This window comes from Mesorhizobium sp. P3_A10 (genome assembly GCF_056403175.1).
On record NZ_JBFUFZ010000002.1, the window covers coordinates 491566 to 506779 of the forward strand.

Genomic DNA, 15214 nt, shown 5'->3' on the forward strand with positions numbered 1-15214 from the left:
CTCATCCTGCTAAAATGATTCAGGCACCGCGCCCGTCCTGGGCGACCTGCGTCAAGGGCTTGGACATGCGCGGCACCACGACGAGGCGCTTGATCTTGCCCTTCTTGTAGGCCGAGAGGAAGCGGGCATAGTCCTTGAAGACTACGCAGCCATTGGACTCCGCCCGACCGCCGCGCAGCATGTAGGTGTGGGCAAGCAGGCCGTTGCGGCCATATTTGTTGTTGCCGCCCACCGGTGTGAGGCGGATCGCCTCGACGCCGTGGAAGCGCGATTCACGCAGCTTCAAGTCATATGTATTGGGCGGCGTCGGACCGGTGTTCTTGCGGTCGACATAGCGCGGCTGGTCGACCATCGCACCCAGCCCGGAATGTGCCTCGAGCCGCGAACCATCCGGCATGTAGACGGTCTTGGCCGAGATGTCATAGACGGCGACGCCGTTGCCCATGCTGGGCTTGGTGAACAGGTTGCGGAAGACTCCACCCGAGCCGCGCTCGGGCATGTCGGGCTTGGCATAGGCCAGCATCTCGGCTGCTTGGGCCTTCGACCGCTTGGTCGGCTTGCCCTGGCTGCTGCCGATGCCTGGCGCGATCGGCTGCGACGAGCTGCGGGGCGACTGTACGCCGGGCAGCGCGTCGACCGTCGGTGCCTCGGCGGTCTCGACCCTGCTTGTCTGGGCCTTTGCCGCCTTGGGCGATTGGACCTTGGCAGGAGCGACGGACTTGGGGGCTTCGGCCGGCTGGTCGATTTCCGCCTGCGGACGCCGGCCCGGCAACGGCATGTTGTCCGGCAGGTCGTCCTGTGGCGGCAGCGAGGCTACCTGAACCTCGGCCGGCTGCGGCTCCTGCGCCGCAACAGGTTGGACAGTTGCCAGCGCAACCGATGGCGTCACATCGACCGTCACTTCCGGCAATGCGTTGGCAAGCGCCAGCGCCAGGCGCGACGAGCGTTCGATCTCCGCCACCTCCGGCCCGAAGCGTGCCGGTGCCGGACCGTGCTTGTCCGTTGTACGCACCGGCTCGGCAAAGCGAGCGTCCGTCGGCAGGCTGGCGACCATAAAGGGTGCGCCAGAGGGGTGGGAAGCGGCGCGGGCGAAGGCGGCAGCCAGCTTTTGCGGCGACAGTTTCGCTTTCGCCACCACGCCGTCGAAGCGCGCGTCACGCGGCGTGACCAGTGCAATGGCATTTGGGGCAGCAGGTGCGGCACTGGTTGAAGCCGCCGGCCTCAGCCGCGCCATCTTGCCGTCATGCGCGAAGCTCGACGCCAGGCGCAGGCAAGCGGCGTCGCATTGATTGAGCAGAGCCACCTGACGCTGCCGGCTTGCCGCCAGCGCCGGCGCCCAGGAATTGGCAAGGGCGCGCCGGGAATCGGCGAGCGCGACGGTGTGCGGCAGAGCTAGGCTTTGCGGAAGACTGTCGGAAGCGGCGGTGAGCGAGGTCCCCACCGAATAGAGGCCGGCCATGGTCGCCATCGACCATAGAACGACCGCGGCGCCAACGGCCGGAATCGCGACCCAGCTCAGGCGGGGCCTCATCGAAGTCAATCCGGAAACTGGATTGTCACCCCGGTCTTTCAAACGCACAAACGCCATACAACCACTCTCAATCGGCTGCCGGCTGCGGTCTCGCAGCCGTGACGATCACAGTTCGCCTTGGTGCCCCCTGCACCCTTCGCGTCTGTTGCCGATTGATTCAAAAGATGGACAAGTTTGGTTAACCAATCACTCTATCGGTCGCCGATTGCACCGCGATTGATGCCAAAAAAGCGTCCTCCCCGGCCGTCAAAATGGCCTAAATCCTCTCCGTTAACGACTTTGCTGCCCTTTTTTGGCGGCCGAGTCAAGGAAACCTGGCTTGGGGCTTTTGCAGGCAGGGGTCCCGTCGAGGGTTGGAATGCCGCTTTGCGTGGCGCAAAGTTGGGTTATTCTCGACCCTGCGCGGCAGGGGGAGCATGTAGGCGCAGCCATGTCAGTCGTGCTTGACGATCAGGTCTTTCAGTTCGGCGGCTATACGCTCGACCTCGGCCGAGGCACGCTGCGTCATGCCGACAGACCGGCGTTCCTGCGGCCCAAGGCCTATGCGCTGCTGACGCTGCTGGCCCGGCATATGGGCCGCGTCGTGCCCAAGTCGGAAATCATGGACGCGGTGTGGCCGGGCGTCTTCGTCACCGAGGATTCGCTCACGCAGTCGATCCGCGAGATCCGCAAGGTGCTGGGCGACGAGCTGGTGCGCACGGTGTCGAAGCGCGGCTACATGCTGGCTGCGGAGGTCGAGACGGCGCCGGAAATCGGCTCGCAGCCAATCGTTGCGGTGCTGCGCTTTCGCAACGAAAGCGGCAACCCGGCCGACGATCCGATCGTCGACGGCTTTGCCGAGGACATTATCAACGGCCTGGCGCGTTTTGGCACCGTCACTGTGCTGGCCCGCAATTCGAGCTTTTCCTTCGCCTCCTATGCGCGTTCGGAGTGGCCGCTGATCCGCTCACGCATCGGCGCCGATTATCTTGTCGAAGGTTCGGTGCGCCGGCAGGGAGAGCGCATCCTGGCCGCCGTCAACCTTGTCGACGCGGCCAATGCGAGCCAACTCTGGGGCGATCGATACGAAGCCACCGACGGCGGTTTCTTCGCCATCCAGCAGGATATCATCGAGGACATTGTCGGGCGGCTGGCAAGGCGGGTGAGTAATGCCGGCCTGCAGCAGGCGTCGCGCAAGCCGGTTACCAGCCTTGCCGCCTATGAACTGGTGCTGCGCGGTGTCGCCTTGCTGCGCGACCCCGCCCAGACCGACCTCGAAGGCGCAAGGACGTTTTTCGAGGCGGCCATCGCCAAGGACGCGGCCTATGGGCCGGCCTACACGTATCTGGCCCTGTCATATGCGCTCAAAGGCGAGTTCGGACAGGCAAGCCACGCGGTGCTGGCCAAGGCGCGCGACCTCGCCGCCAAGGGGCTGGCGCTGGCGCCCGACCAGGCGACCGGGCATCGCATCCAGTCGCTGGTGCGCCTCTACATGCGCGACCACGAGGCGGCCGAACAGCATCTTCGGACAGCTCTTGAGTTCAATCCCTATGATGCCGAATGCATCGAGCAGATGGGCCTGGTGCTGACCATGCGCGGGCGGCCGCTGGAAGCGCTGGGCTGGCTGGCGCGCGCCATCCGCATCGATCCGCTGCACCCGCACTGGTGTCAGTTCGATCGCTCGCTGGCGCTTTACATGATGGGTGATTACCGGCCGGCGGCGGAAGCGCTGGAGCTCGCTACCCTGCCGACGCCCTGGATCAGGACGCGGCTTGCCGCCTGCTACGCGCAACTCGGCGCCATGGATGAGGCGCGCCGGCAGGCCAGCCTCATCAACGAAAGCGACCCCGATTTCTCGCCGGTCGATTATGCGACCAAGGCAGTGCCCTTCGAGCACCCGGCCGACGGCGCGCATCTGGCGGAGGGCATCCAGCTGGCGCTTGGCATGGAGGCTGCCCGTTAGCAGGTGCCGCCACAGCGCCTGTCGACCACCAACAGCCGACGCGCTCCACTTTGCGCGTTGCGAGGCGACAAATCCGATCGGTTTCTCAGAAAAATCTGAAAATCGTGGCACCGGCAGCCTGTTGACCTTCCAGCGGCTGGAAGGTCTATTCCTGTCGATAAAGGAGATTTCCAGCCATGAACATCGGCCTCGCGTCCGAAAAATCCGGCCTGCCCTCGAAGACGATACGCTACTACGAGGACATCGGCCTGCTGCGCCCGGCCCGGACAGACAACGGCTATCGTGATTACTCGACGGCCGACATTCATCGGCTGCGCTTTCTGCAGCGCTCGCGCAGTCTGGGGTTTTCGGTCGACGAATGCCGCCAGTTGCTGTCGCTCTATCACGACAAGGAGCGCGAGAGCGCCGATGTGAAGGCGGTCGCGCAAGCCAAACTGGTGGAGATCGACAGGAAGATCGCCGAGCTGACAGGACTGCGGCACCTGCTGCATCATTTGGTCGAGCACTGTCATGGCGACGAGCGGCCGGACTGCCCAATCATCGACGAACTGGCCGGCACGGTTCAGTGAGACCTGCCGCCATCGCCGCGATGCTGGCGTTTGCCGGGGCTTCCGTGGCTGGCGCCGCTGCCGGCAACGATGCAATCGTCATGGCCCGCCAAGCCTCGATGAAGGAGATGGCGGCAGCCGCCAAGATGATCGCCGGGATGTTCGACGGCAGACAAGCCTATGACGCCGCGGCCTTCAAGGCGGCGGCGGAAGCCATCCGCGCCCGCACCGGCCCTGCCTTGATCGCTGAGTTCCCCAGCGCCTCATTGGGCGCGCCTTCGGGCGCCAGGCCGGAGATTGATCAGGCACGGCTGGAGTTCGAGGCGCTGGCCCATCACATCGGGACGCTGGCGAACGCTCTGGCCACCAAGGCCGGGCGGGCGCCCGCCGGCATCACCGACGAGATGAGGATGGGTTCCGGTCTGGTGATGGGCGGCAGCAGCCTGCTCGGCAAGCGGCCGGGTGCCGTGGAAGCCGATCCCGCCAAGCTGCCGGCGGAGCATATCCTGCACCTCATCCTGCAGGATTGCTCAAGCTGTCATTCAAAATTCCGGCAAAAGATTCAATGATGGTCGGATGGTCGATTTTGCGAGGCCCAGCGAGCCGACCGTCAATACGAAAAAGCCCCGCCGTTCAAACCCGGCGAGGTCAAACTCCGAATAGTGTGCCGCTCAAACCGGCACCCTTGGCTTCAGGCGATGCTCAAGGCACCTTTGATGCGCCGCCGGCGGCAAGCGATCCGAGCTTTCCCGCCTTGCGCAGCTCAGGCTTTTCGTAGGTTCTTTTCATAGATTCTCTCCTCGAATATGCCGAGTCTCACCCTCTGACGGCATTGTGTCAATGTACCGGAGGTCGGAAGCTTCCTCAGGCCGGCTCGCGCTTCAGCGCCTGCGCCATGCAGTGGATGCCGCCGCCAGTTTTCGAGATCTCGCTCATGTCGATCGCCGCCACCTCGAAGCCGCGCGCCTTGAGCTGGCCGATCAGCGTCTGGCTCGAGGTCGGCGCGATCACCCTGTCCTTGCCCAGCGACATGAAGTTGCAGCCGAGCGCCATCGTGTCCTGGAACGGCACGTCAATGATTTCGTGGCCCTTGCCCTTCAGCCAGTCGACGATGCCGGGCTCTGTGCAGGCGAGACAGACAGCGGTCAGTTTTTCCGCGATCGGCACCACCATCAGGTCGATATGGACATAGTATTCGTCGATGAAGGCGATGCGGGTCTCCCAGCCTTCCCTATCGAACCAGGCCTGCACCTGACGGGCGCCCTCTTCCTGCGTGCGGGCGCCGCCGCAGCCGATCAGCACGACGCCCTCCTCGATGACGTTGAAGTCGCCGCCCTCGAAGGTGCCGGCAGTCACCATGTCGTAGATCGGGATGCCGAGTTTTTCGTAGGTGCGGATGGCGGCATAGTTCTCGCCACGCCGCCACCAGTTGGCCATGGCGGTGATGAAGGCGCCGTAGGGCGTCATGACGCTGGAATCGCGCGAATAGACCTGCATCGGCAGTTCCGGCGTCGGCTCATGCCAGTGGATGTTGACGCCAAAACGCTCGTAGGCGGCGACCAGATCCTTGTGCTGCGCCTGCGCGATCTGGACGTTGCAGGGAGCTTCGCGCAGATGCTTGCGCGACAGTGAGCTGGTCGAGAGATGGCGCAGGAAATTCGGCGAGCCGAGCAAAACGTCAGTCAGCACATCAGTCTCGTTGGCAAAGCCCCATGATGTCAGCGGCTTGGTGCCGCCGGCGGGGTTGCGGCGCTGCAGCGAAAAAGGCTCGGCGACGATGCGGTCATGAACGGTCATGGGGTTCTCCTCATGGGGCGGTTTGGGATGATTGATTGCTCGGGATCCACCAGTCGCGGCCGCGCGCGGTGGTGACATATTCCGGCCAGCGGAAATTGATCGGCGGATCATAGTCGCAGAGCGGCGCGAGCCAGTTGGCGCCGCCAATGCCACCGCCGGTGCGGGCGACGAATTCATCCATCGCGGCGCCGCGGGCGGCCTTGTCCTCGAGCAGGCGCAAGGCTGCAAGCGCGATCGTGCGTGAGGCGCAAGCGACCATCGGATCGATGGTCGCCGGAATGCCGCCGAGCGCGTTCATCACCCAGGACGGATAGGTATGGCCATTCTGCGAGCGCAGCGCCGGACGGGCGACGTAAAATCGTGCCGTCGGCGTCTGCCATGACATGTCGGTGTAATCGTCCGAGGTGGAATTGAGCTGTGACGGCGGCAGGTCGCGACGCAGCAGCGCTTCGGCGTCCTGCGGCGCAATCAGCCGCTCCAGTTCGGCGATGAACGGTTCCTCGGTCGCCACCCCACCGGCATTGACCTGAATTTCGCGCGCCACCGCCTTGGCCGAGTCGTCCCAGCGCGGCGGGCCGACCGTCGACAGCGCTTCATAGGCAATCGTTGCCATGGCGTGGTTGGCCAATCCGGGCCGCGACTTCGACACCCAGTGCCGCTCGTACCGGCAGCCGCTCATCGCGGCGGCGGCCTCGGCATTGCGGTCGAGCACTGATGTGACCTGCTCGGCCATGGCAAGCGTCGGCACGCGGATCATGTACTGGATCTCGGCCAGCCCAGCCGGCAGATTGTCGGCAGTCGCCTGCCCCGCGGTCAGGATCGCCTCGCTGATCGACCAGCCGCCCTGGTGCGGCAGCATGGAATCGCGCAGCGCCTTGGAGGCCATGTACATCATCATCAATGCGTCGTTGGCGCCCGGCGCCCGCACCGCCGAGTGCGCCTGCGGGATGGGTGCGCCATCGCTTGCGCGAACCCAATTTTCGGGTTCGTCGCAGACAAAGCGGTAGATCATCGCGTAGGCGGCACCGCAATGCGTGTCCCAGCGCGCCGTGTTGCAGAGCGGCAGCATGTAGAAGGGATGGAAGGAGATCATGCCGGCAAGGCCGTCATAATAGCCTTTTGCCGCATGGATCGGCTTCGACCCGCGCACTTTCTCCGCCGGCTCGCCGGTGAAGCGCAGCGTGCCCGCAATACCGTGGCGCTGCATCGCCGCCTTGGTCGCCAGCAGGCCGCCAAGGCTGGCAATGCCGAGCCCCGAATGCGGATCGGTGTGGCCGCCGGCCTCGACGCCGAGGCCCGGACGCGGCCGTTTCATCGTTGCCGCATCCTGGCAATTGCCGGGCACCGCGTCATATTCGGCGTAGAGGCCGATGGTCGGACCGGGGCCGTTGGTCCAATGGGCGCAAAAGGCGGTCGGCATGTCACCGGAGCCTTCCTCGACCGAAAAGCCCTCGCGCTTCAGCCGTTCGACATACCAGGCAGCGGATTGGTATTCTCGCCAGGCCGTCTCGCCGAAATCGAAAATGATGCGCGTCCACGCCGACAGCGACGGCTGGATGCCATCCAGACAGGCAAGCGCGGTTGCCTGCGCCGAGGTGGTGACCGCTTTCTCCATGGCGAGAGAAGAAAGCAGTGAAGGGCTTCGCCAAAAAGTGATATGTTTTCCCGGCTCCTGCAAATTCGGTTCACCTGAGGCCTCTTGCGAATACCCTCCACTCAAGCGCTGCGTGCCCTCGACAGCTTCGCCCGCCATGGCAGCGTCTGGCGCGCCGCCGACGAACTGCACCTGACCCGCAGTGCGGTCAGTCATCAGTTGCGGCTGCTGGAGCGCGACCTCGGCTTCGACCTGCTGGAGCGCATCGGCAAGGGTGTGGCGCTGACGCCGCGCGGCCAGCGCTACGCCAGCGACGTGCGCAAGGCGCTGACCGTGCTGGGCGATGCGGTGACACGCCATGCCGGCACCGGCGTCGGCGGCTCGTTCAGCGTCTCCTGCACGCCGGGCTTCGCCTCGCTGTTCCTGTGCACGCATATCGGCGAGTTCCGGCAGATGTACCCTGACGTCGCGCTGCACATACTGACGCCACGGCGGCTCGACGACGTCAGCAATCCGGACGCCGACGCCTTCATCGCCTTCGGCGTCGGCAACTGGCCGAACCGCGCGGCCGAACTGCTGTGCGAGATCTCGTTCACGCCGCTGTGCAGCCCGACTTTGCTCAACAAGGTTGGCGGCTTTGCCAAGCCGGCCGACGTGCTGCGCGCCAACCTCCTGCATCTCGGCGACACCGAGGACTGGGCGCGCTGGCTGGCGCTGTCCAGGGTGGAAAACCCCGACACCGAAGGTGGCATTTTCTTTTCCGACATGAACCTCGTCTTCTCGGCCGCGATCGCCGGCCAGGGCATCGCCATGGGCGACGAACTGACCAGTCGCCGGGCACTGAGCGAAGGCCGACTGGTGCGTCCCTTCGACATCGCGATCAAATCGCCGCGGTCGTATTTCCTGGTTTCGGAGCATGCTAAGGCGAGCCATCCGGTGCTGGTGGCGTTCGGGGCGTGGCTGCGGTCGAAGCTGTCGGAGAACAGGGTCGAGCCGTATTGAGGCGGGCCGGTTCCATTGCGACGGATGCAGATCGGCAGAGCAATCTCGAACGCACTTCAACTCGCTGACAGGCATGACACAGAAACATACGCATCGCTCCTCGCCCCATCCCTGGATCGATAGGGTTTGGCAGACTGTCTGCCTGGAGGATGGGGTCTACAAAGCGACTCCCGATGGCTCCTGGGATCTGATCCTGAGTGTCTCTCCCGATGGACAGCCGACGATCTTCCTGAGCGGGCAGGCCACCGAGCCGGTGGATGTTCCCTACCGCGCCGGCGAACATTCGGTGGTCATATCCTTTGCAGCCCACGTCTACCTGACGACGGACAAGGAGGTCAGAACCGGCGCCGCGATACGGTTTTTGCCGGTCGAGGGCGAGGTCTTCGTGCTCGATGGTGTTGACCTTCCATTGCCGACCTTCGGCAATGCGGAAGAACTCACCGAGATGATGGTTGCGGCACATCTGCTGCAATCCAATGATCTGGTCGCCAAGGCCTTCACCGGGAAGCCCAAGGCTGCCTCGAAACGGTCGGTCCAGCAGCATTTCAAGAAGACGACCGGCATCACCCAGAAGGATTTTCAACTGATCAGGCGCGCGCAAGAGGCTGTAAGGCGGCTGAAACGGGGCGACAATTCAGCTTCCGTTGCAGCTGATCTCGGCTACACCGACCAACCGCACATGATCAAATCCATCAAGAAAATCATGGGTCACCTGCCGTCTAATCTCGACCCGGTCCATAAAATCTGAACACCGGGATAAGACAGGCTTGCCCCGGTGTCCACGAGCACCAAGCCGCGCGTCATTTGTTGAGAAGCGCCGCAAACCGCCTGATGTCGCCGGCATAAAATGTCGGGTCCTCCCAGGCCGCAAAATGGCCGGCAGTCTCCATATCGTGGAACTGAACCACATTGCCGGAGATCTGACGGTCCGCCCATTCGCGCGGCAGCCGCACGCCGCCCGGGATTGGCGCCTCGGTCGCCACGGCGACGGGAACCTTGGTGTCCAGCCCCGTGATGGTTGCCGGCTGCATGGCGTTCTGATTGTAGATGCGAAACGACGAAGCCGCCGTTTCGGTCAACCAGGTGATCATGATGTTGGTGAGCAATTCGTCACGTCCGAACCGCGCATCCGCATCGTCTCCCAACCCCATGCCGGCCATGAAGCTCATGATCCATGCGGCGAGACCGACAGGGGAATCATTCATGGCGAAGGCCAGACTTTGCGGCTTGGTGGCGTGCACGAGATTGAACGCGCCATGCGCGAAGAACCATCGCTGAATGGCACCGGCATAGGCCTGCTCCGGCTGGCTCAGCGAGGCGAAATCAGTCGTGTGGTCGGGATAGCCGACATCCGTGACATGGTAACCCAAAAGCTTTTCCGGATGCCGCTGGGCCAGCGACATGGCAATCACGGAACCTCCATCGCCGCCGGCAGCGATGAATTTTCCATAGCCAAGCACATTCGTCATGAGCTTTGCGAAGATGTCCGTGACCTTGTCCATCGCCAGCGCGGTCTTGCCGGAGAAACCGGTTCCCGGAATTGACGGCACGACGACGTGAAAATCCTCCGACAGCGGCTCGATCACCTTGTGATAGCGGTAGAAGGTATCAGGCCAGCCATGCAGCAGAAGCAGCGGCGTTGCATCCTTCTTCTTCGAAGGGTGATGCACAAAGTGCAGCTCAATTCCATCGATGTCGACCTTGAAATTGTTGAGCGCGTTTATCGCTGCCTCGGCCTTGCGCCAGTCATAGCCATTGATCCAATGGTCGGTCAGCCGCTTCATGTAGGCAAGGTTTGTACCGAGCATCCAGCCGGCATCCGCAGGCTCATCCGGCCAGCGCGTATGCTCAAGCCGAAACTTGAGGTCGGCAAGCTGCGATTCAGGGATGGCGACGGTGAAAGGGGTCGGGGTGGCCATGGCGTATTCTCCTGTGAAAATTCTCGGCGTTTCCGCAGTCGCTTCTCGGCTGCGTTGATGTGACCAACCTATGGGCAATGGCGGAAAACCGATTGTAGAAATACGCAAACTTTAAGCGCGTCCTCGAGGCAAGGGGCAGCCACCCAAAACCCGCCACCCGTGAATCAAATTTGCCGATCAGGCGAAAACTATTCGGTTGCGGTGAGGCCGCGCCCTGCCCTACGATTTCGTTCTACGCTAGGGAAAGGGCAGGATGCAGCAACCCGGCCGGGCCGCAGAGATCAAGGCAATCGGGATCGGCAAGAGCTTCGGCTCGTTCCGTGCGCTGGACAATCTGTCGCTGAATATCGGCCGTGGCGAGTTCCTGACACTGCTCGGCCCTTCCGGTTCGGGCAAGACCACCTTTCTGATGATCCTTGCCGGCTTCGTCCAGCCGAGCGATGGCCGCCTCTACAGCGATGGCGTCGACATCACCGACCGGCCGGCCGAGCAGCGCGCCGCCGGCATGGTGTTCCAGGGCTATGCGCTGTTCCCGCATATGAGCGTCGAGGCCAACATCGCCTTCCCGCTCAAGGTGCGCAAGAAACCGGCGGCCGAGATCAAGCGGCGCGTCGGTGAGATGATCGAACGTGTCGGGCTGGTCGGCCACGAGAAGAAACTGCCGGCGCAATTGTCCGGCGGCCAGCAGCAGCGCGTGGCGCTGGCGCGTGCGCTGGTGTTCGAGCCGGGCGTGCTCTTGCTCGACGAGCCGTTCTCGGCGCTCGACAAGGGGCTGCGCGGCCAGATGCAGGCCGAGATGAAGCGGCTGCACCAGGAGACCGGCACCACCTTCGTCTTCGTCACCCACGACCAGAGCGAGGCGCTGGCGCTGTCGTCGCGCGTCGCCATCTTCAATCACGGCAAGCTGCTGCAGGTCGGCGCGCCCGACGAGGTCTACGACCGGCCGGACAACCGCTTCGTCGCCGAGTTCCTCGGAGAGATCAACATGCTGCCGCTGAAGGGCGTCAAGCCCGCCGACAATGGCTCGACGGGCCTGTGCGAAGACCGCGCGGTGTCCATGCACTGCAAGGCCGAGAAAGTCCGTGGCGACGCCATCCTGGCGATCCGCCCCGAATACATGTCGATCGCGCGTGAAGCGACCTTGGGCGAGAACGGCATTGCCGCAACCGCCATCGCCTCGACCTATCTCGGCGCCGCGACAAGGCTCGACTTGACGACGAAGCAAGGCGCCAAGGTGACGGTGTCGGTGCCGAACGAGGTCGCCGCCGCGGCACTGAGCAAGGGCAATTCCGTCTGGCTGACATGGCCGGCGGAAAAGGGTTTCCTGCTGCCGGAGATGACGACTTGAGGGCGAGCCTTCGAGCGATGATTCGAAGGTTCGCGCCAACTATCTGAACCACCAACAAAAAAAGGGGAACTAACATGACAAACGAAACCAAGAAACACTCCATCGAGGCGCTGTCCGCCAGGGCCGTGCGCGGCGAGATCTCGCGCCGGCAATTCACCCAGCTAGCCGCACTTGTTCTCGCAGGCACGCCGATGCTGCTGCGCTCCTCCGGCGCCTTTGCCGCGGCGAAGGAACTCGTGCTGGTGAACTGGGGCGGCGACGCCATCACCGCTTATGACGCCGCCTATGGCCAGGCCTTCACCAAGGACACCGGCATCACCGTCAAGATGGACGGCTCGGGCCCGACCGAAGGCGCCATCGCCGCGCAGTTCAAGAGCGGCGCGCCGACCTGGGACCTGGTCGACGTCGACCCGTTCTCGGCGATCACGCTCGGTGCCCAAGGCATGCTGGAGCCGATCGACTATGCGGTCGTCGACAAGAAGAAGATGCGCGAGGGTTTTGGCTGGGAATACGCCGCCTCGACCTATTTCTTCTCCTATGTCATCGCCTACGATTCCGAGAAATACGGCAAGGACGCACCGACCGGCATGGCCGATTTCTTCGACGTGAAGAAATTCCCGGGAAAACGCTCGCTCTACAAATGGGGCGTGTCGAGCTGGGAAGCGGCGCTGCTGGCCGACGGCATCGCGCCGGCCTCGCTCTACCCGCTCGACCTCAAGCGCGCGCATGACAAGATCGCCGCCTTCAAGGAAAACGTCGTGGCCTATTGGGGCGGCGGCGCCGAGAGCCAGAGCGTGCTGCTCAACGGCGAAGCCTCGATGGCCATCGTCTGGTCGACGCGCGCCTCGCTGATCGAGCAGGATTCGGGCGGCAAGATCAAGTTCATCTGGGACCAGGGCCTGATCTCGCCCGGCGCGCTCGCCGTGCTCAAGGGCAATCCCGGCGGCAAGGACGCGGCGATGAAATTCATCGCCAGCGCCCAGGATCCGGCAAAGCAGCTGGTGATGTTCGACAAGCTCGGCCAAGGCCCGGCCAATCCGGCCGCCGACGCGCTGATCCCCGCCGACAAGAAGCGCATCAACCCGGTCGATCCCCAGAACATGAAGAAGCAGATCGCGCTCGACATGGACTGGTACGCCAAGAACTACGGTCCGGCGCTCGACGAATACACCAAGATCATCTCCGCCTGACTAGGCCGGGATAATCGGACCGAGATGAGAGGTTATCTCTCCGACAGGATGGGCGCGGCGCTGTTGATGGCGCCGCTGCTCCTGTTTCTGGTTTTGGCCTATGCTTGGCCGTTCCTCGGCGTCGTCAAATGGAGCTTTACGCTGCCGACGCCGGGGCTTGGCCAGTATGGAGCGCTCGCCACTGACGAGCTGGTGCAGTCGGTGTTTATCCGCACGCTGCGCATCGCGGCCATCGTCACAATCATTTCGGTCACCGCCGCCTACGCCATCACCGTGGTGTGGGTGCGCGGCACGCCGGCGCAGCGCGTGGTCGCAGAATTCTGCATTCTCGTCCCGTTCTGGATCTCGGTGCTGACACGCGCCTTCGGCTGGGTGGCGCTGCTTTCCAATCGCGGTCTGATCAACACCTGGCTGCAGGCGATCGGCTTCATCTCCGAGCCGCTGGCGCTGGTGCGCAACGAATTCGGCGTCATCGTCGGCATGACGCATTTCCTCATTCCCTTCGCCGTCTTCCCGCTGGCATCGGCCATGCGCAGCCTCGACGACCGCGTGCTTTTGGCGGCACGCGGACTAGGTTCCAGCCGCATGCGCACCTTCTGGTCGGTGTTCGTGCCGATGACCCGATCCGGCATCATCGGCTCAGCGATGATCGTCTTCGTCTTCTCGCTTGGCTTCTTCGTCACGCCGGCGATTCTCGGCGGCGGCCGCAGCGTCATGATCGCCGAACTGATCTATCTCAGGATTTTCCAGAGCCCTGACTGGGGCCTGGGTGCGGCGATCAGCGTCGTGCTGGTGCTGTTCGTCGGCGCGTTGATGGCGCTTCTGTTCCGCTATGTCAGACCGAAGCAGTTGATCTGATGCCGACCTATCGCCCCGGTCCCGCCTCACTTGTTATCGCCGCCTTCGTCGCGCTGTTCCTGCTGATGCCGCTGCTCGCTGTCATTCCGGTGTCGCTGACGCCGAGCCGCATGCTGGCGATGCCATCAGGGGAGTTGTCGCTGCGCCACTATCGGGCGCTGATCGAGGATCCGCGCTGGATCGACGCGATCCTGCTCTCGATCCGCATCGGCATCGTCAGCAGCGCCTTTTCAACCGTGCTGGCGCTGTGCTTCAGCCTTGGCGTCTGGATGTTCCAGCCGCGCTTCACCGCTGCCCTGGTCGGCTTCGTGCTGTTGCCGATGGTGGTGCCGCCTGTCGTCTCGGCGATCACGCTCTACTTCCTGTTGACCTCGATTTCGGGCTTCAGCTCGTTCTTCGGCTACGACACCTGGCTGGGTGTCGCCATGGCGCATGCAGTGATGACGGTGCCGTTCGCCACGGTGCTTATCCTGGTCTCGCTCAGCCAGCTCGACCGCCGCATCGACCTCGCCGCGCGCGGCCTTGGCGCCACTGTGTGGGAGCGCGCCACCCGCATCATCATGCCCAACATCAAGTTCGGCATCATCACCGCCGCGCTTCTATCCTTCGTGCTGTCCTGGGAAGAGATCGGCGTCACGCTGTTCATCACGTCCGTCAACGCCATCACCTTGCCCCGGCTGATGTGGATGGGCCTGCGCGACAACATCGACCCAGCGATCGCAGCGCTATCGGTGATCCTGATCATCATCACCGTGCTGGTATTGGCGGCGCGAAGTGTGGTGGTCAGGCAGCGTGGAGGACATTGAAGGCCGCCGCAACGAATCCTTCGACTAGATGATGGATGCTCGGTGCGGGTCAGTCACCGGAAAGAAACCAAGTGGCTGCAGCCGATTGGTGAGAGCGTCGGTGCTATTCTCCTTTGCGAAGTCTCTTTCGCGGTCTGTGACACCGGTAAAGGTCAGGAACGCGACCTGCCCTGAGGGCAAATTGAAATCGGACGGAAGGGAACTGGCACGCGAAAGGATCACGTTTCTGATCAGGCAGTTTTCCTTTCCGTCGATCGGCGATCCGAGTGGAATTCTATTACCTTCGGCCAGTGGCTCACGGCCTTCGAAATAACCGGCGCTCAGAAGCAAGTCGTAAGCCAGCAGGTTTTGCAGGCAGCGGATTGCCCAGTCGCCGCGCTCGGTGGTGGCGAGGATAAACTCAATCCCGGCTCCCGACTGTGCGCTTGGATCGTAGGCATCGTCTTCATGGTCCCACGGATTTGAATGCCCTGAAGTCACATAGAGCCAGTATGGCCTTTGTTGCGTCGGGCCGAATTCAAACACACCGTAGAATGGCCACGTAGAATCGATCTCCTTGAGGCCGAATTTACGCGCAAACAACTCAGGCGAAAGCGTGAAGATGCCGCGTTGCTCTCCTCCGAAGAGGGTCGGATAGATTTCCTTTTCCCGGATTCTCTAGGTAGCCGCAACGAAGGAC

At 63.3% G+C, this 15214-nt stretch carries 14 protein-coding genes; 9 read left to right on the top strand and 5 right to left on the bottom strand.

The genetic code is table 11. The annotated features are described in order from the left end of the window. Positions 1-19 precede the first annotated feature (19 nt). The gene (locus AC1DXU_RS09190) at positions 20-1531 is read right to left on the bottom strand and encodes a DUF2778 domain-containing protein (protein WP_477367263.1); all 1512 of its coding nucleotides are present in this window, start codon (positions 1529-1531) and stop codon (positions 20-22) included. Positions 1532-1961: 430 nt separating this feature from the next. On the opposite strand from AC1DXU_RS09190, the gene AC1DXU_RS09195 reads away from it, so the two are divergent. The 3 genes from AC1DXU_RS09195 (at position 1962) to AC1DXU_RS09205 (ending at position 4590) form a co-directional block, all read left to right on the top strand. Further along, positions 1962-3473, top strand: coding sequence for a winged helix-turn-helix domain-containing tetratricopeptide repeat protein (locus AC1DXU_RS09195; protein ID WP_477367266.1), 1512 nt, complete (start codon positions 1962-1964; stop codon positions 3471-3473). Between the two features lie 176 nt (positions 3474-3649). Continuing rightward, positions 3650-4042 carry a Cu(I)-responsive transcriptional regulator gene (gene cueR / locus AC1DXU_RS09200; RefSeq protein WP_477367269.1) on the top strand — a complete coding sequence of 131 codons (393 nt, stop codon included), beginning with the start codon at positions 3650-3652 and terminating at the stop codon, positions 4040-4042. After that, the gene (locus AC1DXU_RS09205) at positions 4039-4590 is read left to right on the top strand and encodes a cytochrome c (RefSeq protein ID WP_477367272.1); all 552 of its coding nucleotides are present in this window, start codon (positions 4039-4041) and stop codon (positions 4588-4590) included. The genes cueR and AC1DXU_RS09205 overlap by 4 nt, the downstream gene beginning before the upstream one ends. Before the next feature lie 295 nt (positions 4591-4885). Here the strand turns inward: AC1DXU_RS09205 and AC1DXU_RS09210 are convergent, their stop codons facing one another. Both AC1DXU_RS09210 and AC1DXU_RS09215 read right to left on the bottom strand, forming a co-directional pair. After that, on the bottom strand, positions 4886-5818 hold the full coding sequence (locus tag AC1DXU_RS09210; RefSeq protein WP_477367274.1) for a dimethylarginine dimethylaminohydrolase family protein: 933 nt from the start codon (positions 5816-5818) through the stop codon (positions 4886-4888). Between the two features lie 10 nt (positions 5819-5828). Continuing rightward, positions 5829-7433, bottom strand: coding sequence for a zinc-binding metallopeptidase family protein (locus tag AC1DXU_RS09215; protein WP_477367277.1), 1605 nt, complete (start codon positions 7431-7433; stop codon positions 5829-5831). A gap of 84 nt (positions 7434-7517) precedes the next feature. Here AC1DXU_RS09215 and AC1DXU_RS09220 point away from each other — a divergent pair, with 84 nt between their 5' ends. After that, positions 7518-8414, top strand: a complete 897-nt coding sequence (locus tag AC1DXU_RS09220) for a LysR substrate-binding domain-containing protein (protein WP_477367280.1) — start codon at positions 7518-7520, stop codon at positions 8412-8414. A gap of 73 nt (positions 8415-8487) precedes the next feature. Next, a complete protein-coding gene (locus AC1DXU_RS09225; RefSeq protein WP_477367283.1) occupies positions 8488-9162 on the top strand; it encodes a helix-turn-helix domain-containing protein in 675 nt (224 codons plus the stop codon). A 52-nt stretch (positions 9163-9214) separates the two neighbouring features. Here AC1DXU_RS09225 and AC1DXU_RS09230 read toward each other — a convergent pair whose 3' ends face one another. Next, entirely contained in the window at positions 9215-10333 is a 1119-nt protein-coding gene (locus AC1DXU_RS09230) for an epoxide hydrolase family protein (protein WP_477367286.1), read from the bottom strand. A gap of 253 nt (positions 10334-10586) precedes the next feature. Here AC1DXU_RS09230 and AC1DXU_RS09235 point away from each other — a divergent pair, with 253 nt between their 5' ends. The 4 genes from AC1DXU_RS09235 to AC1DXU_RS09250 all read left to right on the top strand — a co-directional run bounded on the left by AC1DXU_RS09235 (position 10587) and on the right by AC1DXU_RS09250 (position 14535). Then, positions 10587-11681 (top strand): ABC transporter ATP-binding protein, encoded by a 1095-nt coding sequence (locus AC1DXU_RS09235; RefSeq protein WP_477367289.1) that lies wholly within the window; start codon positions 10587-10589, stop codon positions 11679-11681. A gap of 74 nt (positions 11682-11755) precedes the next feature. Next, positions 11756-12871 (top strand): ABC transporter substrate-binding protein, encoded by a 1116-nt coding sequence (locus tag AC1DXU_RS09240; protein ID WP_477367292.1) that lies wholly within the window; start codon positions 11756-11758, stop codon positions 12869-12871. Positions 12872-12895: 24 nt separating this feature from the next. Then, a complete protein-coding gene (locus AC1DXU_RS09245; protein WP_477367295.1) occupies positions 12896-13729 on the top strand; it encodes an ABC transporter permease in 834 nt (277 codons plus the stop codon). Further along, a complete protein-coding gene (locus AC1DXU_RS09250; RefSeq protein WP_477367298.1) occupies positions 13729-14535 on the top strand; it encodes an ABC transporter permease in 807 nt (268 codons plus the stop codon). Before AC1DXU_RS09245 ends, AC1DXU_RS09250 begins: the two co-directional genes overlap by 1 nt. Before the next feature lie 24 nt (positions 14536-14559). Here the strand turns inward: AC1DXU_RS09250 and AC1DXU_RS09255 are convergent, their stop codons facing one another. Beyond that, entirely contained in the window at positions 14560-15117 is a 558-nt protein-coding gene (locus AC1DXU_RS09255) for a suppressor of fused domain protein (RefSeq protein WP_477367301.1), read from the bottom strand. Positions 15118-15214 lie beyond the last annotated feature (97 nt).

Excerpts from the sequence above, each read along its gene's own strand:
- AC1DXU_RS09190 (WP_477367263.1), bottom strand. The coding sequence starts at position 1,531 with ATGAGGCCCCGCCTGAGCTGGGTCGCGATTCCGGCCGTTGGCGCCGCG.
- AC1DXU_RS09195 (WP_477367266.1), top strand. The coding sequence starts at position 1,962 with ATGTCAGTCGTGCTTGACGATCAGGTCTTTCAGTTCGGCGGCTATACG.
- cueR (WP_477367269.1), top strand. The coding sequence starts at position 3,650 with ATGAACATCGGCCTCGCGTCCGAAAAATCCGGCCTGCCCTCGAAGACG.
- AC1DXU_RS09210 (WP_477367274.1), bottom strand. The coding sequence starts at position 5,818 with ATGACCGTTCATGACCGCATCGTCGCCGAGCCTTTTTCGCTGCAGCGC.
- AC1DXU_RS09215 (WP_477367277.1), bottom strand. The coding sequence starts at position 7,433 with ATGGAGAAAGCGGTCACCACCTCGGCGCAGGCAACCGCGCTTGCCTGT.
- AC1DXU_RS09225 (WP_477367283.1), top strand. The coding sequence starts at position 8,488 with ATGACACAGAAACATACGCATCGCTCCTCGCCCCATCCCTGGATCGAT.
- AC1DXU_RS09230 (WP_477367286.1), bottom strand. The coding sequence starts at position 10,333 with ATGGCCACCCCGACCCCTTTCACCGTCGCCATCCCTGAATCGCAGCTT.
- AC1DXU_RS09235 (WP_477367289.1), top strand. The coding sequence starts at position 10,587 with ATGCAGCAACCCGGCCGGGCCGCAGAGATCAAGGCAATCGGGATCGGC.
- AC1DXU_RS09240 (WP_477367292.1), top strand. The coding sequence starts at position 11,756 with ATGACAAACGAAACCAAGAAACACTCCATCGAGGCGCTGTCCGCCAGG.
- AC1DXU_RS09245 (WP_477367295.1), top strand. The coding sequence starts at position 12,896 with ATGAGAGGTTATCTCTCCGACAGGATGGGCGCGGCGCTGTTGATGGCG.
- AC1DXU_RS09250 (WP_477367298.1), top strand. The coding sequence starts at position 13,729 with ATGCCGACCTATCGCCCCGGTCCCGCCTCACTTGTTATCGCCGCCTTC.